Annotated in this window: 25 protein-coding genes and 2 tRNA genes; 8 read left to right on the top strand and 19 right to left on the bottom strand. The window is 33.1% G+C overall.

Going from position 1 to position 22183, the window contains the following annotated elements:
- Nucleotides 1–19: 19 nt before the first annotated feature.
- From Q385_RS0102585 to Q385_RS0102575, 3 genes are read right to left on the bottom strand one after another with little or no spacing between them, the layout of a single operon-like run.
- Nucleotides 20–1237, bottom strand: a complete 1218-nt coding sequence (locus Q385_RS0102585) for a type II secretion system F family protein (RefSeq protein ID WP_245596348.1) — start codon at nt 1235–1237, stop codon at nt 20–22.
- Nucleotides 1237–2334 (bottom strand): type IV pilus twitching motility protein PilT, encoded by a 1098-nt coding sequence (locus tag Q385_RS0102580; protein WP_028950165.1) that lies wholly within the window; start codon nt 2332–2334, stop codon nt 1237–1239. The genes Q385_RS0102585 and Q385_RS0102580 overlap by 1 nt, the downstream gene beginning before the upstream one ends.
- 9 nt (nt 2335–2343) lie before the next feature.
- Entirely contained in the window at nt 2344–4080 is a 1737-nt protein-coding gene (locus Q385_RS0102575; RefSeq protein WP_028950164.1) for a GspE/PulE family protein, read from the bottom strand.
- Between the two features lie 63 nt (nt 4081–4143).
- On the opposite strand from Q385_RS0102575, the gene accC reads away from it, so the two are divergent.
- The 4 genes from accC to Q385_RS0102555 all read left to right on the top strand — a co-directional run bounded on the left by accC (nt 4144) and on the right by Q385_RS0102555 (nt 7025).
- Nucleotides 4144–5490 carry an acetyl-CoA carboxylase biotin carboxylase subunit gene (accC, locus tag Q385_RS0102570; protein WP_028950163.1) on the top strand — a complete coding sequence of 449 codons (1347 nt, stop codon included), beginning with the start codon at nt 4144–4146 and terminating at the stop codon, nt 5488–5490.
- 2 nt (nt 5491–5492) lie between these two features.
- Entirely contained in the window at nt 5493–6125 is a 633-nt protein-coding gene (locus Q385_RS0102565) for an MBL fold metallo-hydrolase (protein WP_342666070.1), read from the top strand.
- Complete coding sequence (locus tag Q385_RS09215; protein ID WP_028950161.1) at nt 6119–6961, top strand: deoxyribonuclease IV; 843 nt, start codon at nt 6119–6121, stop codon at nt 6959–6961. Before Q385_RS0102565 ends, Q385_RS09215 begins: the two co-directional genes overlap by 7 nt.
- Nucleotides 6952–7025 (top strand) — tRNA-Arg (locus Q385_RS0102555). The genes Q385_RS09215 and Q385_RS0102555 overlap by 10 nt, the downstream gene beginning before the upstream one ends.
- On the opposite strand, the gene Q385_RS09210 is transcribed toward Q385_RS0102555, so the two are convergent.
- From Q385_RS09210 to Q385_RS09205, 11 genes are read right to left on the bottom strand one after another with little or no spacing between them, the layout of a single operon-like run.
- Nucleotides 7007–7456 (bottom strand): TlpA family protein disulfide reductase, encoded by a 450-nt coding sequence (locus Q385_RS09210; protein ID WP_084609399.1) that lies wholly within the window; start codon nt 7454–7456, stop codon nt 7007–7009. The two genes, Q385_RS0102555 and Q385_RS09210, sit on opposite strands and share 19 nt — an antisense overlap.
- 2 nt (nt 7457–7458) lie before the next feature.
- A complete protein-coding gene (locus Q385_RS0102545; protein WP_037919435.1) occupies nt 7459–7860 on the bottom strand; it encodes a hypothetical protein in 402 nt (133 codons plus the stop codon).
- A complete protein-coding gene (locus tag Q385_RS0102540) occupies nt 7829–8077 on the bottom strand; it encodes a hypothetical protein (RefSeq protein WP_028950158.1) in 249 nt (82 codons plus the stop codon). The genes Q385_RS0102545 and Q385_RS0102540 overlap by 32 nt, the downstream gene beginning before the upstream one ends.
- Before the next feature lie 10 nt (nt 8078–8087).
- Complete coding sequence (purQ, locus tag Q385_RS0102535; protein ID WP_028950157.1) at nt 8088–8768, bottom strand: phosphoribosylformylglycinamidine synthase I; 681 nt, start codon at nt 8766–8768, stop codon at nt 8088–8090.
- Nucleotides 8769–8772: 4 nt separating this feature from the next.
- Nucleotides 8773–9015: a phosphoribosylformylglycinamidine synthase subunit PurS gene (purS, locus tag Q385_RS0102530; RefSeq protein ID WP_028950156.1), complete on the bottom strand. Its 243-nt coding sequence runs from the start codon at nt 9013–9015 to the stop codon at nt 8773–8775.
- Between the two features lie 36 nt (nt 9016–9051).
- Entirely contained in the window at nt 9052–9870 is an 819-nt protein-coding gene (locus Q385_RS0102525) for a TlyA family RNA methyltransferase (RefSeq protein WP_028950155.1), read from the bottom strand.
- Nucleotides 9845–10003, bottom strand: a complete 159-nt coding sequence (locus tag Q385_RS09370) for a hypothetical protein (protein WP_169733160.1) — start codon at nt 10001–10003, stop codon at nt 9845–9847. The genes Q385_RS0102525 and Q385_RS09370 overlap by 26 nt, the downstream gene beginning before the upstream one ends.
- Before the next feature lie 10 nt (nt 10004–10013).
- Nucleotides 10014–10520 carry a peptide deformylase gene (def, locus tag Q385_RS0102515; RefSeq protein ID WP_028950154.1) on the bottom strand — a complete coding sequence of 169 codons (507 nt, stop codon included), beginning with the start codon at nt 10518–10520 and terminating at the stop codon, nt 10014–10016.
- On the bottom strand, nt 10520–11038 hold the full coding sequence (locus Q385_RS0102510; RefSeq protein ID WP_028950153.1) for a glycine cleavage system transcriptional repressor: 519 nt from the start codon (nt 11036–11038) through the stop codon (nt 10520–10522). Before Q385_RS0102510 ends, def begins: the two co-directional genes overlap by 1 nt.
- Nucleotides 11035–11445, bottom strand: coding sequence for a glycine cleavage system protein GcvH (gene gcvH / locus Q385_RS0102505; protein WP_028950152.1), 411 nt, complete (start codon nt 11443–11445; stop codon nt 11035–11037). The genes Q385_RS0102510 and gcvH overlap by 4 nt, the downstream gene beginning before the upstream one ends.
- Nucleotides 11446–11463: 18 nt before the next feature.
- Nucleotides 11464–11955, bottom strand: coding sequence for a CPBP family glutamic-type intramembrane protease (locus Q385_RS09205; RefSeq protein ID WP_028950151.1), 492 nt, complete (start codon nt 11953–11955; stop codon nt 11464–11466).
- A gap of 56 nt (nt 11956–12011) precedes the next feature.
- On the opposite strand from Q385_RS09205, the gene Q385_RS0102495 reads away from it, so the two are divergent.
- The gene (locus Q385_RS0102495) at nt 12012–13160 is read left to right on the top strand and encodes an MFS transporter (RefSeq protein ID WP_028950150.1); all 1149 of its coding nucleotides are present in this window, start codon (nt 12012–12014) and stop codon (nt 13158–13160) included.
- A gap of 11 nt (nt 13161–13171) precedes the next feature.
- On the opposite strand, the gene Q385_RS0102490 is transcribed toward Q385_RS0102495, so the two are convergent.
- Nucleotides 13172–13465: a DUF4911 domain-containing protein gene (locus Q385_RS0102490; protein ID WP_028950149.1), complete on the bottom strand. Its 294-nt coding sequence runs from the start codon at nt 13463–13465 to the stop codon at nt 13172–13174.
- Between the two features lie 223 nt (nt 13466–13688).
- On the opposite strand from Q385_RS0102490, the gene Q385_RS0102485 reads away from it, so the two are divergent.
- The 3 genes from Q385_RS0102485 (at nt 13689) to Q385_RS0102475 (ending at nt 19284) form a co-directional block, all read left to right on the top strand.
- On the top strand, nt 13689–15929 hold the full coding sequence (locus tag Q385_RS0102485) for an NADP-dependent isocitrate dehydrogenase (protein WP_028950148.1): 2241 nt from the start codon (nt 13689–13691) through the stop codon (nt 15927–15929).
- Nucleotides 15930–16107: 178 nt separating this feature from the next.
- Entirely contained in the window at nt 16108–17415 is a 1308-nt protein-coding gene (locus Q385_RS0102480) for an ATP citrate lyase citrate-binding domain-containing protein (RefSeq protein WP_028950147.1), read from the top strand.
- Nucleotides 17416–17433: 18 nt separating this feature from the next.
- Complete coding sequence (locus tag Q385_RS0102475) at nt 17434–19284, top strand: citrate/2-methylcitrate synthase (RefSeq protein ID WP_028950146.1); 1851 nt, start codon at nt 17434–17436, stop codon at nt 19282–19284.
- Nucleotides 19285–19487: 203 nt separating this feature from the next.
- On the opposite strand, the gene Q385_RS0102470 is transcribed toward Q385_RS0102475, so the two are convergent.
- The 4 genes from Q385_RS0102470 to rho all read right to left on the bottom strand — a co-directional run bounded on the left by Q385_RS0102470 (nt 19488) and on the right by rho (nt 22176).
- Nucleotides 19488–19561, bottom strand: a tRNA-Arg gene (locus Q385_RS0102470).
- Between the two features lie 16 nt (nt 19562–19577).
- Nucleotides 19578–20660, bottom strand: a complete 1083-nt coding sequence (gene prfA, locus Q385_RS0102465; RefSeq protein WP_028950145.1) for a peptide chain release factor 1 — start codon at nt 20658–20660, stop codon at nt 19578–19580.
- 3 nt (nt 20661–20663) lie between these two features.
- Nucleotides 20664–20858 carry a 50S ribosomal protein L31 gene (gene rpmE / locus Q385_RS0102460; protein ID WP_012673679.1) on the bottom strand — a complete coding sequence of 65 codons (195 nt, stop codon included), beginning with the start codon at nt 20856–20858 and terminating at the stop codon, nt 20664–20666.
- 49 nt (nt 20859–20907) lie between these two features.
- The gene (gene rho, locus Q385_RS0102455; RefSeq protein ID WP_037919430.1) at nt 20908–22176 is read right to left on the bottom strand and encodes a transcription termination factor Rho; all 1269 of its coding nucleotides are present in this window, start codon (nt 22174–22176) and stop codon (nt 20908–20910) included.
- Nucleotides 22177–22183: the final 7 nt, after the last annotated feature.

The raw sequence follows: 22183 nt of genomic DNA, 5'->3' as shown, positions 1-22183 counted from the left end.
CAGAATTTATTTCAATAAATTACTTAATAAGTTCTCCCAACTTGAATATTGGTAGATATAGAGCTATTAGTATAAATCCAACGATTCCACCTATTACAACCATTAGCATTGGCTCTAATGTAGATATTAAAGCATCAACTTCCCTATCAACTTCGTCTTCATAAAAATTAGCGATAGTATCAAGCATTTCATCTAACCTACCAGTATTTTCCCCAACAGCTGCCATAGCTATGAACATTGGAGGAAAATACTTCTTATCAAGAGATTGATTTATTGGTTTTCCTTTTTCAATGTCGTTTTTTGTTTTTTCTAATGATTCTTCAATAAGAGTATTCCCAACTGTTGAAGATGCAATTTCTACGGCTCTTATAATAGGAACTCCACCACTTATCAATGTTGCAAAAGTTCTTGCAAACTTTGCTAAAGCTCCTTTATGTAGAATTTTTCCAATTAAAGGAATTTTGAGGAAAAGATTATGATAAAACTTTTTCCCTTGATAAGTTTTATAAAATATTCTATTTATTAAAAAGAATATGATTAAGAAGCCTAAAATGAATAAGATATTCTCTTTTAGATTATTACTAATGTCAATAAGCAATTGTGTTAAAAATGGTAGTTCTCCGCCAAAGCTGTTATAAATTTGCGCAAATGTTGGGACTACAAAAGTTAAAAGTCCAAGTACTATTATAGTTGCAATAACTAAAACGGCTGTAGGGTACCAAGAAGCACTTTTTATTTTTCCTTTTATCGCAGCTATTTTTTCATAATAGATGGTTGCTCTTTTTAGGGTTTCATCTAATTTACCAGACTCTTCTGCTGCAGCTATAAGATTTACTAAAAAAGGAGGAAAAACCTTAGGATGTTTTGCCATGGCTTTTGATATAGACATCCCTGTTATTACGTCATCTTTAACTGCAGCAATAGAATCTTTTAATGTCGGATTTGGTAATTGTTCCGAGAGTATTTCAAGGGCTTGTGCAATACTAATTCCAGCACCTATCATAGCTCCAAGCTGCCTTGTAAATATGGCTAAATCTTGCTCTTTAACTTTTTTCTTAAATAGGGCTAAATCCTTTTTCTTCTTTTGAGCCTCGCTTTTAGTTGACTTTTCACTTAATTTAATATCAACAAAACCCTGTTTCCTTAACCAATCTTCTGCAGAACTAATATTTTCTGCATCTATTTCACCTTCTCTTTTTATTCCGTATTTATCCCTCGCTAAATATTTATATCTCATCATTTAACTCCCGCAACTGCAATCATTCTTTTTAGTTCCTCTGGATCGGGGGATATTTTAAAAGCATCTTCTAATGTAATTAACTTGTTTTTCAAAGCTTTAAGTATAGATTGATTCATTGTTTGCATTCCACTTTCCGCTTGACCTGTTTGCATCAATCCGTATATTTGATGTATTTTGTTTTCTCTTATGAGGTTTCTTATAGCTGTGTTAGGTATCATAACCTCGTGAATTAAAACCCTTCCACCTCCTATTTTAGGTAGTAGTCTTTGAGATATAACACCTTGTAATACAAAACTAAGTTCTGTTCTTACTTGATCTTGTTCTTCCATTGGAAATACGTTAATTATTCTGTTTATAGTTTGTACAGCTGTGTTAGTGTGGAGCGTTCCAAATACAAGGTGTCCTGTTTCTGCAGCTGTTAATGCTGCCCTGATAGTCTCTAAATCCCTCATCTCACCAACTAAAATTACGTCTGGGTCTTCCCTGAGAGCATACTTTAAAGCTCTTGCAAAAGAATCTGTGTCATTTCCTATTTCTCTTTGTGCAACAGTAGATTTTTTATGTTGAAAAATATATTCGATAGGATCTTCAATTGTGATAATGTGGTATGGAAAGTTTGTATTTATATAATCTATCATAGAAGCTAATGTAGTTGTTTTACCAGAACCTGTGGGTCCTGTAACTAAAACAAGTCCCATAGAAAAATGACAAAGATCCTTTACTTTAGGAATTAATCCAAGTTCCTCCATGGGTTTTATCTCGTATGGAATTCTCCTTAAAGCAGCCGCAACTGTTCCTCTTTGATAAAATACGTTTACCCTAAATCTACCAACTCCTTTAATTCCAAATGAAAAATCAAGTTCTTTTTGATCTTCGAATGTCCTTTTTTGTTTTTCATTCATAAAGGAATATATTAATGATTGTGAATCCTTTGGGGTTAACATATAATATCCTGCTAATGGTATCAACCGCCCATCAACTCTTATTACAGGGGGAAGACCTGCCGTTATATGAATATCCGTTGCATTTCTCGATACAGCTTCCTTTGCTATTTCATCTATTGAAATATTTTTTATTGATGCTTCGCCATTCATATCTTCCTCCTATTTCATAAGTACTCTTTCTATCTCTGTTATATCTGTAATCCCTTTTTTTACTTTTATAAGTCCATCCTGATAAAGAGTTTTCATATTACACTTTGAAATTGCATTTTCCCTAATATCATCTGCACTTTTTCCTTCTACAACAAGTTTTCTTATATCATCTGTTAACTTTAAAATTTCATGTACGGCAGTCCTTCCTTTATAACCCGTTCCGTTGCACTTTTCACATCCCTTTGGGTTATGTACAAAGAAACTTCCTTCTTTTATATCTTCGTCAGAAAATCCAAAACTCTTTAATACTTCTGGTGGAAAGTTTGCAGGTTGTTTACAGTTGTTACATAACTTTCTTATAAGTCTTTGTGCTACGATTGTATGAACAGCCGTAGCTACTAAAAACCTATCTACTCCGATGTCTATAAGTCTTGTTATGGTAGATGGAGCATCGTTTGTATGAAGGGTAGAAAATACCAAGTGTCCTGTTAATGCTGCTTTTACAGCTATTTCGGCAGTTTCTCTATCCCTTATCTCACCTACAAGAATAATATCTGGGTCTTGTCTTAAAAATGCTCTTAGAGCAGCTGCAAAGGTAAGTCCTATTTCCTCTTTTACATGAACTTGATTTATGCCGAAGATAGATACCTCGACTGGGTCTTCTGCAGTCATAATGTTTACATCGTCTTTATTCCTCTCCATTAGCGCAGAGTAGAGAGTAGTTGTTTTACCTGAACCTGTTGGACCTGTGACAAGAACCATACCCCATGGAGAGTAAATACCTTCTCTAAATATTTTTAAATCATCTTCCTCAAAACCTAAATCTTCTAATTTTACATTTAGATAACTCTCTGCATCCTGTATCCTCATAACGATTTTTTCGCCGTAAACAGTGGGAAGTATAGAAACCCTTAAATCGTATTTTTTCCTGTTTATAACTATCCTTATCCTTCCATCTTGAGGTAATCTTTTTTCAGCTATATCTAGGTTTGACATTATCTTATATCTGGCAGCTAAGGCATCTTTTATGCTGGGAGGAAACTCTTTAACAGTTCTTAAAATACCGTCAACTCTATATCTGACCCTAAGTAGCTTTTCCATCGGTTCTATGTGAATATCAGAAGCTCCAGAATTAATTGCATCAACTATAATAGCTCTTGAAAGTTTAACTATAGGACTTTCTTCTGCTTCAGAAAGGATATTTTCTAAATTTTGCTCATTTTTCTCTTGTTCTTCACTAACTTCAACATCAAGAGATATATCTTCTATCATTTTTTTAGCAGGAAGTAATGGGATTATACTTTTATATAGATTTTCAATTTCGCTTAGAGTTGCTACGTATGCGTCTATGAATTTGGCACCCGTAAAAAATTTTATTTGGTTTATAGCTTCTTTATCTGTTGGATTTAAAACAGCTACTTTTAAGATGTTATTTTCCATACTAAACGGTACAACTTTATTTTTTTCCATAAAAGAAGGAGATACCTTTTCTAAAACATCCCTGCTTATATTAATTTGGTGAACTTTAAGATCAAAAGGTTTATAGCCAAGAAATTTTATAAAAAATTCTTTTATTTTGTTCTCATCTGCTATATTATTTTTAATTATATATTCAAGAACCTCAGTAAATGTTTTCTTGGGATTAATGTTTGGATTCCCTCGGACTTTTTCTAAAGGGATAATTCCTTCATCAACCATTTTTCTAAGAACGAGAAAAACTCTTTTTTGCTGTGGATTATCCTGCATTTTTGTACCTTTTGCTTAAAGTTTATAATATAATATACAACAAAAATTTTCCGGAGAGAAAGCTTGCTGAAAAACATAAAAAGAATCCTTATTGCAAACAGAGGTGAGATAGCTGTTAGGGCAATTAGGTCTATAAGGGAACTTGGTGGTGAGAGTATTGCGGTTTACTCAGAAGGAGATAAAAACTCTATACATAAAGACCTTGCTGATATTTCTATATGTATAGGAGGCCCTCAACCTTCACAAAGTTACCTTAATATTCCTGCTATTTTATCTGCTGTTGATTTGGTTCATGCAGATGCAATTTATCCCGGATACGGCTTTTTAGCTGAAAATCCAAATTTTGCTGCTATTTGTGAAAAAAGTAATATAAAATTTATTGGACCTTCTTCAAAAACCTTAAAACTTACAGGAGATAAAGCAGCTGCAAGGGAAGCTGCAAAAAAAGCAAACGTTCCAATTATTCCCGGAAGCCCCCCTGTAGATGATCTTAAAGATGCATTAGAGATAGCATCAAAGATAGGCTATCCAGTTTTAATAAAAGCTGCTGCTGGTGGTGGTGGTAGAGGTATGAGGATAGCCCATAACGAGCAGGATCTAACAAGATTACTACCTTTAGCCCAGAGAGAAGCTGAAAGTGCTTTTGGAGATAAAACAGTCTATATAGAAAAATTTATAGAAAATCCTAAACATATAGAGATTCAAATACTTGCAGATGAGTATGGAAACATTATACACCTTGGAGAAAGGGAGTGTTCTATTCAAAGAAGACATCAAAAACTTATTGAGGAATCTCCTTCATCTTTTATTGATGAAAAAATAAGAAAAGAGATGGGAGAGGCAGCTGTAAGATTTGCAAAAGCTGTTGAGTTTACAGGTGCAGGTACAGTTGAATTTATAGTTGATAAGAACAAAAACTTCTACTTTATTGAGATGAACGGAAGGATTCAAGTAGAACATCCTGTTACTGAAATGGTTACAGGTATAGACATTGTCTCTTGGCAGCTGAAAATTGCAGATGGACAAAAACTAACATTATTACAAGATGATATAAAGATAAATGGTCATGCAATAGAGTTTAGAATAAATGCAGAAGACCCTGAAACCTTTATACCATCTCCAGGAAAAATAGAAAAACTATATATTCCGGGTGGCTATGGAGTTAGAGTCGATACTCACATATATCAAGGATATCAAATACCACCTTACTACGATTCATTAATGGCAAAACTTATAGTTTGGGGTAAAACAAGAGAAGAAGCTATAAGAAGGGCTAAAAGAGCATTAAACGAGTTTAAGATAGAAGGCTTAAAAACCACTATCCCTTTCCACCTAAAAATGCTGGAACATAAAGAGTTTTTAAAAGGAACTTATACAACTTCTTTAGTTGATAGAGAATTTTTAAAGTGATTGTGAAAGTCCTTACGGTTGGTCATCTGGCGGAGAATTGTATTGTAGTATACGATGAGAAAACAAAGGACTGTGTAATTGTAGACCCGGGAGCTGACGGTGAAGATATATTAGAAGAAGTGAAAGATTTTAATGTAAAATCTATTTTAGCTACCCACGGACACTTAGACCACGTAGGACAGGTTGGTTTTTTAAAGCAGGTTTTAGACATTCCTTTTTATATGAATGTAAAAGATAATTTTTTGATAAATAACGATATATTTCCAGGATTTTCTATGATAGTTAAAGCTACAAAATGTCCTGAACCTGATTTTGATTTAAAAGAAGGAGATATTTTAACCTTCGGTAGTATTAGCTTGTCTGTTATAGAAACACCTGGACATACGCCCGGTAGTGTCTGTTTTTATGGCGAAGAAAATAAAATCCTTATAAGTGGAGATACTCTTTTTGCTGGAAGTGTAGGAAGGGTAGACCTTCCCGGTGGAAATGGAGCTGAGCTGGAAAAATCTTTAAAAAAACTTATGAATCTTCCAGAAGATACTGTTGTTTATCCAGGACACGGAAATAGGACAACGATAGGTAGAGAAAAAATAGTAAATCCTTTTATAACAGGAGTTTTTAAACTAAAATGGTAAACATAGGAACTCATGTATCATCTTCAAAATCGTTAGACCTTGTTTTTGACAGAGGAAAAGAAATGAGTGCTAAAAGTATTCAGTTCTTCTTAAGGTCTCCAAGGGCTTGGAGCTGGATTGAAAGAAAAGACTCAGAAAAACAACTTTTTTTAGAAAAGAAAAATACTTATGGAATAAATCCAGTTGTAGTCCATGCTTCTTACTTGTTTAATTTAGCATCTTCTGATGATGAACTTTTTAAAAAGTCTATCAATTCTGTAATTGAAGAGTTAAAGCTTTGTGAGGAGTTAAATGTAGATTACTACGTTATTCACGCTGGAAAAACTAAAGGTAAATCAAAAGAGTATGGGATAAACAGAATTTTAAAAGGTTTTGAAAGTATATTTAGTCAGGTAAAGCTGAAAAATACAACCTTTTTAGTAGAAACTCTAGCCGGTCAATCTGGAGAGGTAGGTTCTACTTTGGAAGAAGTAAAACAGCTTATAGAGCCTTTTTTTACTGAAAAGATTGGAGTATGTTTAGATACTTGCCACATTTTTGCAGCTGGATACCCTGTCCACACAGAAGGAGGTTTTATAGATTATAAATCTAAATTAAAAGATTTAATCGGGTTAGAAAGAGTAAAAGTTATTCACTGTAATGACTCAAAAGCACCTTATAACTCCCATAAAGACAGACACCAGCATATAGGAAAAGGTTTTTTAGGACTTAAAGCATTTGAATACTTTCTTAACGATAATTATTTTAAAACACTTCCTTTTATACTTGAGACACCAAAAGAAGGAGATATGGATATAATAAATATGAGAGTTTTATACTCTCTTGTGCGTCCGTAGCTCAGCTGGATAGAGCATCGGTTTCCGGGGCCGAAGGTCGCAGGTTCAAATCCTGCCGGACGCACTTTTTGATAGAGCCTCTCTTAAGTACTTTCTAATATTTTCTTCTGTTAAAGCGCCGTATATTACTGCTAATTTTTTTCCTGAAGGAGTAATTATGTAGGTGGTAGGAGTCCCAAATATTGGGAATATAACCTGATTTTTAGGATTATTTGCATAAATGGGAAAATCTCTGTCTTTAAAATTATTTTCTTTACCATCTAAAGCAAAAGCAATTACTACAAATCTGCCTTCAAACTCTTTTTCTTTTAAAACTTTTTTTATAGTGGGTATCTCTGCCATACAGTGTCCACAAGAGTATGCCATAAAGTTTAAAATTATCAGCTTATCAGAAGGCAAAGGAACAGGATTTGAGAATTTGTCTAAAAGAAGAGTTTTTTCCTTTCCAGAAGCTGTAAGAAAAAGTATTAAAACTAAAAAAATTACTTTTCTCATTATTAAACTCTGTCCTGTATTCTTAAAACTTTTCCTAATATGTTTATAGATGTAAAATTTTCTTCTTTAACCTTTGTCTTTTTTTCTCCTTTAACGTCAGAAAGGATAACTGCATCTGTCTTTTTTTCAATAAATCTAAACATTCCCCATTTACCTTTTTCTTTAAACAGGATAATATCACTGGCTTGTATAGATAAAGGGGGAATTTTACCTACTAAAATCCATAGGTTTTTAATCTTTAACCAGAATGTGTTTTCTTTAAAGTTATCTACACTCTCTATAAGAGTTAGGTTTGTAGGGGTTTCTTCTACAGGTTTTAACTGTCCGTTTTCTAAAACTTCGTAAGTTTTAAGGTAAACTTTTAGGTCTTCATTATGCAAGTTTTTTTGTTGGGATTGTTGCATTTCTTGTTTGCTCTTTTAAGATGTTTATAGACTGGGCTACCATAAAAAATGCATGCTCTAAATTTATGAGAGCTGCTTCTAAATCTCTGTCTTTTGTTTCAAATCTTAACTTTCTTACTTCTTTAAAAAGTTCATCTACGTTTGTTCCAAGCTCATAAGCTAAAGTGAACACTCTTGCCACTAAACCATCTAACTTTTTTCTTTCTAAATCTGTCATTTTTCTCTCCTTAATTAATGATTGACAAGAGTATCTTTAATCCATCTGAAGAGCCAAGTATTGGCTCACAGGCTCTCTCTGGGTGAGGCATAAGTCCAAATACGTTAAACTTTTCGTTGCAAACACCGGCTATGTTAGATATAGACCCGTTAGGATTTGAATCTGGACTTACGTTGCCATCTTTATCACAGTATCTTAATATTATCTGACCTTTTTCTTCCATCTTTTTAAGAGTTTCCTCATCAATAAAGTAATTTCCGTCGTGGTGTGCTATAGGAAGCTTTATAACTTCTCCTTTGTTTAATTTATTTGTAAAAGGTGTGCTGTTGTTTTCAACTCTTAAGTATTGATGTTTACAGATAAATTTACCATGGTTATTAGAAAGTAGAGCTCCCGGAAGAAGGTGAGCTTCTGTTAGTATCTGAAAACCGTTGCAGATACCAATGATAAATTTTCCTTTTTCTGCAAAATCTTTTAAAGCGTTTGTCAGTGGTGTATGAGATGCTATAACACCCGGTCTTAAGTAATCTCCAAAAGAAAACCCTCCAGGAACTATTATACAGTCATACTTATTAATGTTTGTCTCTCTGTAATCTATAAAATCTACATCTTTCTTTATTACGTCTCTTATTACGTAGTAAGTGTCATAATCACAGTTCGAACCAGGATAGACAGCTACACCAAATTTCATCTTACTACTCCACTATCTCAAATTCATAATCTTCTATAAGGTCGTTTACCAAGGCTTTTTTTGCCATTTCTTTTGCTTCTTCTACTGCTTTTCCTTTGTCTTTGTTTTCAATGTATACTTCTATGTACTTTCCTACTCTTACATCTTTGACATCAGAAAAACCAAGAGATTTTAAACTCTCTGAAACAGCTCTACCCTGTGGGTCTAAAACACCTTTTCTTGGTTTAATGTAAAATTTTATAAGCATTAGCAACCTCTTAAATTACGGTTTTAAAAAATTATATCATAGAGTGTTGTGAGCTTGTGAAACTACCTGTTTTATTTTTTCATCGTTTACAGGTTTACAGTCTTGATTTTTTCTTTCAATGTAAATTAAAAACTCAATGTTTCCTTCGGGTCCTTTAATAGGTGAGAAGTCTAAATCTTTAACACAATAACAACTTTCATACAAGGAGTCTATTACAGACTTTATAGCTTTTTCGTGTAGGACAGGGTCTTTAACAACCCCATCTTTTACCTCTTTTTTAGATAGCTCAAATTGAGGTTTTAAAAGAACAACTCCTTTAAAATCTTCTTTCAAGATATTACAAATATTTGGAAGTATTTTTGCCAGAGAGATAAAAGATACGTCTGCAACAAGTATGTCTACTTCTTCTGGAATTTCTTTTTTTGTTAAATATCTTGCGTTAAACCCTTCTATTGATACAACCCTTGGGTCTGACTTTAACTTTTCGTGGAGCTGATTTTTACCTACATCTACTGCATAAACTTTTTTTGCACCATTTTGAAGGAGACAGTCTGTAAATCCTCCAGTAGAAGATCCTATATCAAGACATACTTTATCTTTTACATCAAGGTTAAATACTTTTATTCCTTTCTCAAGTTTAAAGCCTCCCCTTGATACGTAAGGCATCTTTTCTTTTATGTATATGTTTGCATCAGTTGGTATCTTTGTTCCGGGTTTGTCTACTTTTTGATTGTTTACAAAAACTACACCAGCCATAATGAGAGCTTGTGCCTTTTCCCTACTCTCTACAAGGCCTTTATCTACAAGTAGTTTATCTATTCGTTCTTTTTTAGGCGTAGATTGAGATTTTTCCATCTAAATTTGGTGGTGGTTGTTTTTGCTGGTTGTTTGGTACTGTTTGAAGCATCTGTTGGTTTAACTGTTTTGACAGCTCTAACATCTGTTTAAAAAGTTCTACTGCTAAAACGTCTACTAGATTTACTTGCATATCACTTACCTCATTTATAAACTTTTCTTTTAAATATATCTTTTGGTGAAACTACCTTTTCTATGAAAACTTTTCCGTCTAAGTGGTCAATCTCGTGCTGTATAACTACAGCTTCAAACCCTTCTGTATCAAATGTAATTAATTTTCCGTTTTCGTCAAGAGCCTCTACTTTTATGTAATAAAATCTTTTTACGTTTCCCGTGTAGTCTGGAACAGACATACATCCTTCTCTAAATATTATTTCTCCTTCACCGTAAACAATTTTTGGGTTAGACAGTACCATTAAACCGTGGGATACTTTATTTGTTTTATGTGTAGATTTAGACGTATCTACTATTATCGTTCTTATGTGGTTGTTTACTTGAGGAGCTGCTATACCTACTCCTCCAGGTGAGTTATACATGGTGTATTTTAGCTTTTCTACAAACTCTTTAAACTCTTTTCCAAAATCTACAACTTCTATAGATTTTTTCTTTAATCTTTCATCAGGATACTGCAAGATAGGAAGTTTTTCCATTATAGATTTGCCGTGTCTATATTTTCTACTACTATATCAACATTTAAAACATTTTTTAGATTTTCTATCTCATTTTCAAACTCTTTTATATCTAATTCTTGTGGAATTTCAGCTTGAATAAACATAACGTAAAGGTCGTTTGTTTTTTCTGTCCTTAAATCTGCTATGTTTATAGATTTTTCTGCAAGTAATTTTGAAACATTATAAACAATACCCGGTTTGTCTGAGCCATAGACTATTATGTTGTAAGTCTGTGTACTACCTGTATTTTTTTTAGCTAACTCTGAAATTTCTTTGAGTGTAACGTTAAGATTATCTTTTTCCAGTGTATATAAATCTTGTTTGAGAGTGTTGTAGTTTATATTACCTTTTACGATGAGCATTATAACAAACTCGTTATTTAGTCTTGTCATTGCAGAGTCTTCTATGTTTAATCCATTTTTGTAAAGCAGTTGACTTACCTTAGCAACTATTCCCGGTCTATCTTCTCCAAAAGCCGTTATTAAAAAGGTTTTCAAAGCTCTTCCTCTTTTTCAAGTTCCTCTAAGTATGCTTTGTAATCTTCTGCTGTCATTAAGTCTTCTATCTCTGTTGGGTCTTTCATCTGAATATCTGCTATCCAACCATCTCCGTAAGGGTCTGAGTTTATAACAGACGGGTCGTTTGCAAGGTCTTCGTTTACAGCTATTATTTTTCCTGTAATTGGTGAGTATATTTCAGAAACAGCTTTTACAGACTCAACAGAAGCTATAACTTCTCCTGCTTCCACTTCTCTTTCTAACTCTGGTAAGTCAACAAACACAACATCACCAAGCTGATGCTGACCATAATCCGTTATACCTACTGTTGCAACGTCATTATCTATTTTTACCCATATGTGCTCTTTTGTATAATAAAGACCTTCTGGAATTCTATACTCTTCCATAACTCCTCCTGTCATTTTTTATAATCCACGATTTATTATATCAGAGTTTGATATAAATATACTGTAAATTATGTTAGATAAAAAATGTAAGACAGCTACTAAAATAAACGATTTACTCTTTTGATACACAAGCCCATAAATTAAAGAAGGAAAAAATACAAGAAATGAATGTAAATCGCCGTATAACAATATATGGGGAATTGTAAATAAAATTGAAGTGATAAAGTTAGAGAAGAAGCTCATTAAGTAAACTCTAAAAAAAAGCTCTTCTGAAAGTGCAATAGAGAGCTGATTTAAAGTGGAATGTAAATCTTGAAAAAATAGAACAGGAATTATAAGGATTAAACTAAAACTCCATTTAGATGTTAGATTTAAACTTTTTAAATCAATGAAAATTAAAGGTGATAAAAGAACTAAAGGTGTTAAAAAAGAAAAGTTATAGTATTTGTTTATCAAAATAGAAAAAATAAGAACTAAATATAAAAATGTCGGCGCAATATATCTTTTCAAACGACACCTTTCAAAATTGAAAGTATATTTATTATAAACATAGGAGAAGATTTTCTATGGAACAGAAAAAAATTTATACATTTATACTCTTAATGGGAGTAGTTAGTTTACTTGGCGATATTATATACGAAGGGACAAGGGGAATAACAGGATCTTATCTACACAGTCTGGGATCATCTTTGGTTATTGTTAGTATTACTTCAGGCTTAGGAGAATTTTTGGGATATTCTTTAAGATTATTTTCTGGATTTTTTATTGATAGGTTAAAAGCATACTGGTTGTTTACCTTTTTAGGGTATGGACTTTTAATCTCTATTCCACTTCTTTTTTTTGTTAATAGGTTAGATTTAGCTATTTTTTTTCTTCTTTTGGAAAGGATTGGAAAAGGTTTAAGGTCTCCTGCAAGAGATTCAATAGTATCTTTTGTATCTCAAAAAATAGGAAGAGGAGTTGGTTTCGGTATTACAGAAGCTTTAGACCAAGTCGGTGCAATACTTGGACCTTTGATATTTTTAGTATCTTATAGCATTTACCATAATTATAAAGCAGGATTTGCAGTTATGTTTATTCCTTACTTTTTATTAATGTTAACTTTATTTATAGCTAGAAGTTTTATTCCAAATCCTGATAAGACAGAGAAAGAGTACGATGTAAACCATCCTAAAAAAGTATTCTATATCTATGTCTTATTTTCTTTCTTCTCTATTATCTCTGTCCCAAGTTATCAAGTTATTTCTTATTTTTTTAAAGCTTCTGGAGTTTTGAATGATACGCAAGTCATGTTTTTTTATATTATTGCCATGTTTGTTGATTTAGTTTTTGCATTGATTATAGGCAAGCTTTACGATATCTATAAATTCAAAGTTTTAACTGTTTTACCTATCTTTTCTTTTTTATTAATTGTTTTTTCTTTTAAAGAGTATTTTTATTTTTCTGTTATGTCTGTCATACTTTACGGTTCTGTTTTAGCAATTCATGAAAGTGTAATGAGATCATCAATTGCAGATATTACTCATATATCTAAAAGAGGTTTTTCTTATGGTGTTTTTAATTTTGTTTTTGGATTTGGCTATTTTTTAGGTAATGTTATTATTGGATTTTTAACTAAGTTTGGATACCTTTATTTGTTATTTTTTGCTGGATTGTCTCAGTTAATTGCAATAACCTTTTTAATTTATCTATTTGTATTGCTTAAGAAGGATTAACTAAATCTCTATTACATAACAGCTACTAACCAATCGTCTCCTAAATCTCCTATGATTTCTAACGTAGGGTCGTGGTTTTTCTTTAAATCATCTAAGATAAGGTATAAATCTTTTATAAAATCAGGTGATGTTATTAAATCCAGAATTCCTTCTTTTCCGTATCTTGTTCTGGGTAGTGCTATTCTATCGTAGCCGTTTATTACCATTGAAATAAAGTTCATTTTTTCAGGATTACATTTAATCACTAAATTAACACTTTTTTTTGGAACCTGAGATAGTTTATCTAAAAGCTCATTAGAAATCATTTAACTTAAACCTACATAATTTGTTTATTAAACTATTATATCATAATGTTTTTATCCAATTTTGAACGGATAGAAATATTAAGTTTGCAATAACTTCAAAAAGTTGTTTTATTTCATAAGTATTTGAGAAAAAATAATTTTTTGTTAGAAGTTATTATGTACTTGACTTTTAAAATCAAACAGTGTTATATTTTTATTCAAATTTTTTGCAGGAGGTTTAAGTATGTCAAAAGCAACAATAGTTTGGACAAAAATCGATGAAGCTCCGGCTTTAGCAACTTATTCATTGCTCCCTATTATGAGAGCATTTACAAAAGGGGCTGACATTGAGATTGAGTTAAGAGATATTTCATTAGCTGGTAGAGTATTAGCACTATTCCCTGAATATTTAAAAGAAGATCAAAGAGTACCTGATGAACTTTCTTACTTAGGAGAACTTGTATGGAAACCTGAAGCAAATATAATGAAATTACCAAACATCTCAGCTTCTATACCTCAGCTTATCGCAACAATAAAAGAGTTGCAATCTCAAGGCTACAACTTACCTGATTTTCCTGAAGAGCCAAAAAACGAAGAAGAAAAAGTTATAAGAGAAAGATATATGAAAGCTGTCGGTTCTGTTGTTAACCCGGTTTTAAGACAAGGAAACTCTGATAGAAGACTTTCTAAATCCGTTAAAGAGTTTGCTAAAAAGTATCCTCATAAAATGAAAGCTGTAAATCCTGATTCTAAATCTCATGTTGCTCATATGGTTAGCGGAGATTTCTATGAAAATGAAAAGTCTGTAACTATTAAAAAAGATACAACCATAAGATATGAGTTTGTGAATAAAAACGGAGAAGTAAAGGTTTTAAAAGAAGGTGTAAAAGTTGGAATAGGTGATGTTGTTGATGGAACTTATATGAGTAGAAAAAAACTCAGAGACTTCTATGAAAAAGTTCTTCAAGTTACAAAAGAAGATGATATTTTGTTCTCACTACACTTAAAAGCAACTATGATGAAAGTTTCTGACCCAGTGATGTTCGGAGATGCTATAAGAGTTTACTTTAAAGAGTTATTTGAAAAGTTTGGAAAAGAACTTGAAGAAATTGGATTTAATCCAAATAACGGTTTATCTGACTTAGAAGCAAAACTATCAAAATTACCAGAAGATAAACAAGAAGCTATCAAGATAGAGATTCAAGAAATATATAAAAAAAGACCAAGAATGTATATGGTTGACTCTGATAAAGGAATAACAAACCTTCACAGACCTAACGATGTAATTGTAGATGCATCTATACCAGCTATTATCAAAAATGGTTTACAAGGATGGGGTCCAAGTGGTGAAGAAGATGACTGTGTAATAACTGTTCCAGATAGAAACTATGCAACTATGTATAAAGAAATAGTTGAGGATATAAAAACAAATGGTCAGTTTAACCCTGCTACAGTTGGTAGTGTTGCAAACGTTGGTTTAATGGCTATGGGAGCAGAAGAGTACGGTTCACACGATAAAACATTCTTCCCTCCGGAAGATGGAAAAATTAGAATCGTTGACGAGGAAGGAAATGTATTAATTGAGCACGAGTTAGAAGCAGGAGATATATACAGAAGTTGTATTGCAAAAGATATTGCTATAAGAGATTGGATAAAGTTAGCTGTAAACAGAGCAAAAGAAAGTGGAGAACCAATAGTATTCTGGCTTGACAAATACAGAGCTCACGATAGAGAACTTATAGAAAAAGTAAAAGAAGAATTACCTAAATATGACCTTTCTGATGTTGAATGGTATATTAAAGCACCTGCTGATGCAATGAAATTTACTTTAAAAAGATTTAGAGCTGGATTAAACACAATTTCAGTTACTGGAAACGTTTTAAGAGACTACTTAACAGACTTATTCCCTATAATTGAAGTTGGTACATCTGCAAGATCTCTATCTATTGTTCCATTAATAAATGGCGGTGGTGTATTTGAAACAGGAGCAGGTGGATCAGCTCCTAAACACGTAGAGCAGTTTCTAAAGGAAGGACACTTAAGATGGGATAGCCTTGGAGAATTTCTTGCATTTGTTGAATCTTTAAAACTTGCTTATAAGCAACTAAAAACTTTACACGGAAAAGACAATCCAAGGATACTTGTTCTTGCTGAAACATTAGATAAAGCAATTCAAAAGTATCTCGAAAATAACAAAACTCCCGGTAGAAAAGTAGGTCAGTTAGATAATAGAGGTTCACATTTCTACCTTGCTCTTTACTGGGCTGAAGAGCTTGCTGCACAAACAGAAGACAAAGAACTTGCATCTAAGTTTGAAAAAGTAGCTGCGGAATTAAAGGCTAATGAAGAAAAAATATTGAAAGAAATAGCTGATTCTGAAGGAAAACCTCAAGATATAGGTGGATACTATCACCCAGATGATGCTAAAGCAGAAAAAGCTATGAGACCAAGTCAAACATTTAACAGAATTATAGATTCAATATAATCAACAAAGCCCCCTTATGGGGCTTTTCGTTTTTTTAAATTTAAAATAAAACAGTGTTTGATTTTATTTTTTTTATTTGTTATAATATTTTTATACAATACCGCCTGCCGGAATTATTGGCGGAATAAAAATATTCCGGCCTGCAAACTTTTTAGGTTTGCAAGAAGGGAAGGGTAGTATGGCTCAAAGAGGAATAAGAGAGTATGATGGAAAGAGAATTATCTATCAAAATTGGAAAGATTACTTTGGCGATGCCTTTGAGTATGATTTTAAATCTGTGTTAGTGACTCCTGAAACAGATTTTGACAAGCTCCCTGAGGAACATCCTTGGTTAAAAACTACTCCTTTAGTTGCAAAACCAGATATGCTTTTTGGAAAAAGAGGGAAATTAGGTTTAGTTTTATTTAAAGTTAACAAACCGGGAGACGTTACTTACGAAGATGCGGTTAAGTGGATAAAACAAAAGATGCAGGAAGAAGTTGAGATTAACGGCGTAAAAGGACATTTAACTCACTTTTTAATAGAACCTTTTGTTCCTCATAAACCAGAAGAAGAGTACTACGTAGCATTCTCTATGGGTGATGATTACGATACCGTTTACATGTCCGCTTTTGGTGGAATAGACGTTGAGGAAAACTGGGATAAAGTTTCAGAAGTAAAAATACCTCCTACAGCGTCGGATGAAGAGATAGAAAAACTTATAAAACAAAATGTTCCAAAAGAGATAAAAGATAAAGAAAAATATGCAGATTTTGTAATAAGAGCTTATAAAATGTTTAGAGACTTGCATTTTGTTTACTTTGAAATTAACCCGCTGGTTTTAGTAGGTAATAAAGCTTACTTGTTAGACTTTGTCGGTAAAGTTGACGATACTGCAGGATTTGTAGCTGGTAAAAAATGGGGAGACTTTGAGTTCCCATCTGGATTTGGAAGAGATTTAACACCGGAAGAAAAATACATAAAAGAGTTAGATGAAAAATCTGGTTCTTCTTTAAAGTTAACAATACTTAACCCTGAAGGAAGAATCTGGACTTTGGTTGCAGGTGGTGGAGCTTCGGTTGTTTATGCTGACACAGTAGCAGATATGGGATACGTTAATGAGCTTGCAAACTACGGTGAATATTCAGGAAACCCAACAAGAACTGAAACAAGAGAGTATGTAAAAACAGTTTTAGACCTTATGACAAGAAATAAACACCCATCTGGAAAACCTAAAATACTTTTAATAGGTGGAGCAATAGCTAACTTTACAGATGTTGCTAAAACTTTTGATGGAATAATAGATGCATTTAAAGAATATGCTGAAAAAATGAGACAAGTAGGAGTAAGAATATACGTAAGAAGAGGCGGACCTAACTACGAATTGGGTTTAAAAAGAATAAAACAGGCAGCTGAAGAACTTGGATTACCAATAGAGGTTTATGGTCCTGAACTTCATATGACAGATATAGTAAGAAAAGCTTTAGAAGAAGAAAAAGCAGCATAAATTAAGGAGGATTAGAATATGAGCAAACCAGATTACTTACTATTTGACAGAAACACAAAAGCTATTTTTTGGAACCTTAACACAAACGCTATTCAAAGAATGTTAGACTATGACTACGTAGTTGGAAGAAGCCCAAGTATAGTAGCAATAGTAGCTCCAACTTCAGAAAGGTCGTTTGAGAAGTTTTTTTATGGAACAAAAGAGATAATAATACCTATCTATAAATCTACAACAGAAGCTGCGAAATTACATCCTGAAGCGGATGTTTTATTAAACTTTGCATCTTTTAGAACAGCATATCCAGTTACACTAGAAGCTTTTGAGATTCCTACAATAAGAACAATCATAATAACTGCAGAAGGTATCCCAGAAAGATATGCAAGAGATATGAGAATAAAAGCTAAACAACTTGGTAAGTGGATTATTGGTCCTGCTACTGTTGGTGGTATTGCACCTGGAGCTTTCAGAATAGCAAACACAGGTGGAACAATAGAAAACATAATAGCATCTAAACTCCACAGACCGGGTTCTGTTGGATTAGTAACAAGGTCTGGAGGTTTATTTAATGAACTTTCTAACATAATTGCAAGAAATGCTGACGGTGTATCGGAAGGTATTGCAATAGGTGGAGACAGATTCCCAGGTTCAGACTTTTTAGACCACATGCTAAGATTTGAGAAAAACCCTCAAATTAAGTTTATGATACTTCTTGGAGAAGTTGGTGGAGAAGCTGAGTACAAAGTAGTAGAAGCAGTTAAAAACGGACTTATTACAAAGCCTGTAATAGGTTGGTGTATTGGAACAATATCTAAATTCTTTGGAGGAGAAGTTCAGTTTGGACACGCTGGAGCTAAAGCAGGAGCTGACAGGGAAACAGCCGATGCTAAAAATAAAGCAATGAAAGAAGCTGGAATCCACGTTCCGAATAACTTTAACGAGCTTCCTCACGTAATAAAAGGAATCTATGAAATGTTAAGGGGAGAAGGAAAAATCCAGCCTATCGTAGAGTCAGAAGTTCCACCTATACCGGAAGACCTTTCAAAAGCTATAAGAGAAGGAAAAGTAAGAAAACCTACAAACTTTATATGTACAATATCTGATGATAGAGGAGAAGAAGCTACCTACTGTGGAGTTCCTATAAGTGAAGTTATAGAGAAAGGTTTAACAATAGCAGATGTCATAGGATTACTATGGTTTAAACGTAAATTCCCCAATTGGGCGTCTGGTTTTATAGATATGGTTATTAGGGTAGTTGCAGACCACGGACCAGCTGTTGCAGGAGCTCATAACGTAAAAGTAACAGCAAGAGCAGGAAAAGACCTTATGTCTTCATTGGCAACAGGTATACTTGCAATAGGTCCAAGATTTGGAGGGGCTATTGACGGAGCTGCAAAATACTTTAAAATGGCTTACGAGAAAAATATGTCTCCAAACGAGTTTGTAGAGTATATGAAGAATGTTGAAAAAATACCTATACCGGGAATAGGACACAGGGTAAAATCTACTAAAAACCCTGATAAAAGGGTAGAGTTATTAAAAGATTATGCAAGAAGAAACTTCCCTAAAATAGAACTTTTAGATTATGCGTTAGAAGTTGAAAAAGTAACAACTTCTAAAAAAGAAAACCTTATATTAAACGTTGACGGAACTATCGGTGTTTTATTAGTTGACTTGTTTAAGGCTATAGGCTACTCTAACGAAGAGATTGATAAAATGATAGACGCAGGTGCGTTTAACGCTTTCTTTGTTCTTGGAAGGTCTATAGGATTTATAGGTCACTACTTAGACGAAAAACGTTTAGATATGCCACTTTACAGACATCCAACTGACGACATTCTCTACGACGTAAAAAGACCAGAAGGAATATAAAATAAATCCCTCCCCAGAAAGGGGAGGGACATTTTCTAATAACCAAAAGTTTATGATATTTAATTTGTCTTTCTTCAATTATTCAACAAGGATTGTTAATTCTTCAAATTTTTCTTCTTTAAAAAAGCATTTTTTTTATTTCTCAGTGAATTTTTAAAAATGAATTTTTATTAAAGTTTTTGGTGTATTAATGTAAAATCCAGCGCGCCCAGAGGGACTCGAACCCCCAACCTTGTGATCCGTAGTCACATGCTCTATCCAATTGAGCTATGGGCGCTTAATTATATTTTATTTTATATTTCTAATTTTGCCAGCTTCTCTTCGTTTTCTTTTGCTATTAGGACTTCTATTATTTCGTCTAAATCCCCATCAAGAATATCATTTATTCTATAAGATGTGTAGTTTACTCTATGGTCTGTTACCCTGTTTTGAGGGAAGTTGTAAGTTCTTATTTTTTCACTTCTCTCTCCAGTTCCAACCTGCTCTTTTCTTTCCTTAGCTATTTTTTCTCTTTCTAATCTGTCGTAGTAATCTTTTAATTTTGCTCTTAAAATCTGCATCGCTTTTAGTTTATTTTGAAGTTGAGATCTTTCATCTTGACATTGAACAACCATTCCCGTTGGTAAATGGGTTATTCTTACGGCTGAATCTGTGGTGTTAACGTGCTGTCCTCCAGCTCCTCCGGCTCTCATAGTTTCTATTTTTAAATCTTCGGGTTTTATCTCTATGTCAACTTCTTCTGCTTCAGGTAAAACCGCTACCGTTGCCGTTGATGTATGTATTCTTCCAGAAGATTCTGTCTCTGGAACTCTTTGAACTCTGTGAACACCGCTTTCATACTTTAACCTTGAATAAGCTCCTTTACCTTTTATTAGAGCTATAACTTCTTTAATACCACCTCTATCAGTAGGGTGAATACTTAGTATTTCAGTTTTCCAGCCGTGTCTTTCTGCATATCTTTGATACATTCTAAAAAGTTCAGCTGCAAAAAGTGCAGCCTCTTCCCCACCGGTTCCTTGTCTTATTTCTAAGATAACGTTTTTTTCATCGTTAGGATCTTTTGGTAAGAAAGATAGTTCTATTTTCTTTTCTAATTCTATTAATTCTTGTTTTAATTGTTCTAACTCTAACTCTGCAAGTTCTCTCAGGTCATCTTCTGTAGTGGAGTTTATAAGTTGTTTTAATTCTTCTATTTGAAAATTTACCTTTTCATACTGATTATAAAGAGATAGTATCTCGGATAAGTCTTTATGTTCTTTTGCTATAGATTGTATTTTGGACGGATCCTTTAAAACTTCAGGATCCGTTAATAACTGTTCTAACTTTTTAACTTTTTCTTCAATATTTTTTATCTGGTCTAATATCTTCTTTTTCATTAATTACTTTTCTGCTACTTGTCCTTGTAATTCTAAAAATTTAGGCTTAATTCTTAATTTTCCAGTGTAAAATGGGTGACAGTTGTTACATACTTCAAGGTGAACCACTCCACCTTTAACGGTATAGATTTCAAACTCATTCCCACAACCACAAGAAAACTTTGTTAATTTTAACTCTGGATGTATTCCTTTCTTCAATTTAAATCCTCCTATTCTAAAAAATTTGAAATTAATATTATACCAAAATTTATGCGTTCATAGATTTTAAAAACTCTTCATTAGTTTTAAACTTAGATAGTTTGCTGAGTAAAAATTCCATAGCTTCTACTTCGTCCATAGTAGATAAGAATTTTCTAAGTATCCAAAGTCTCTGTAATTCCCAATCTTTAACCAATAGTTCTTCTTTTCTTGTCCCAGATTTTGCAATATTTATAGCAGGGAAGATTCTTTTCTCCATAAGTCTTCTGTCAAGGTAAAGTTCCATATTACCTGTACCTTTAAACTCTTCAAATATAACATCGTCCATTCTTGAACCTGTTTCAACTAAAGCTGTTGCCAGTATTGTAAGACTTCCTCCATCTTCTATGTTTCTTGCTGCTCCAAAAAACTTTTTAGGTCTTTGTAATGCGGTTGCTTCAATACCTCCAGATAAAACCCTTCCAGATGGTGGTGTAACCGAGTTAGAAGCTCTTGCAAGTCTTGTCATAGAATCAAGAAGTATTACAACGTCTCTACCTTCTTCAACTAACCTTTTAGCTTTTTCAATTACAAGTTCAGATATTTGAATGTGTCTTTCTGGTGGTTCATCAAAAGTAGACGCAACTACCTCAGCTCCGGATCCAACAATCCTTCTCATCTCTGTAACTTCTTCCGGTCTTTCGTCTATAAGAAGTATTATTAATACTACTTCTGGATGATTCCTTATTATAGCTTTTGCAAGTCTTTGAATTAAAACTGTTTTACCTGCCTTCGGTGGTGCAACTATTAAACCTCTTTGACCTTTACCTATCGGTGCAACTAAACTTACGACCCTTGTTGAAAGGTCAGAAGGATCATACTCAAGGTTAAATCTTTCAGTAGGATGATAAGGTATTAGTTTATCAAAAGATACTCTTTTCTTTAAATCATCCGGATGAAGACCTCCGACTTTATCTATCCTAACTAACGCTCTGTATTTTTCCCCTTCTTTTGGATTCCTTGCTACACCTATTATTGTGTCTCCTGTTTTTAAACCTGTTTTCTTTATCTGGTATGGAGATACATAAACGTCAGAAGGACTTGGAGCGTAATTATTTTCTAAAAATCTTATAAATCCAAAACCTTCCGGAAGAACCTCTAAAACACCGTTTATTTTCATTAAACCTTCTTTTTCTTCCTTCTTCTCTAAAATTTTTTGTATAAGTTCTTCTTTTTTTAGTCCTGTTACTCTTTCTAATTCTAATTCTTCTCCGATTTTCCTAAGTTCTGCTAAAGTCATTTCCTTTAATTTTTCTGGTGTTAATGTAGCTAAATCCATGATGCCT

This window comes from Sulfurihydrogenibium subterraneum DSM 15120, from assembly GCF_000619805.1.
Taxonomy (GTDB): Bacteria; Aquificota; Aquificia; order Aquificales; family Hydrogenothermaceae; genus Sulfurihydrogenibium; species Sulfurihydrogenibium subterraneum.
Note: the sequence above shows the minus strand (reverse complement) of the source record. Positions and strands in the feature narration are given on the sequence as shown.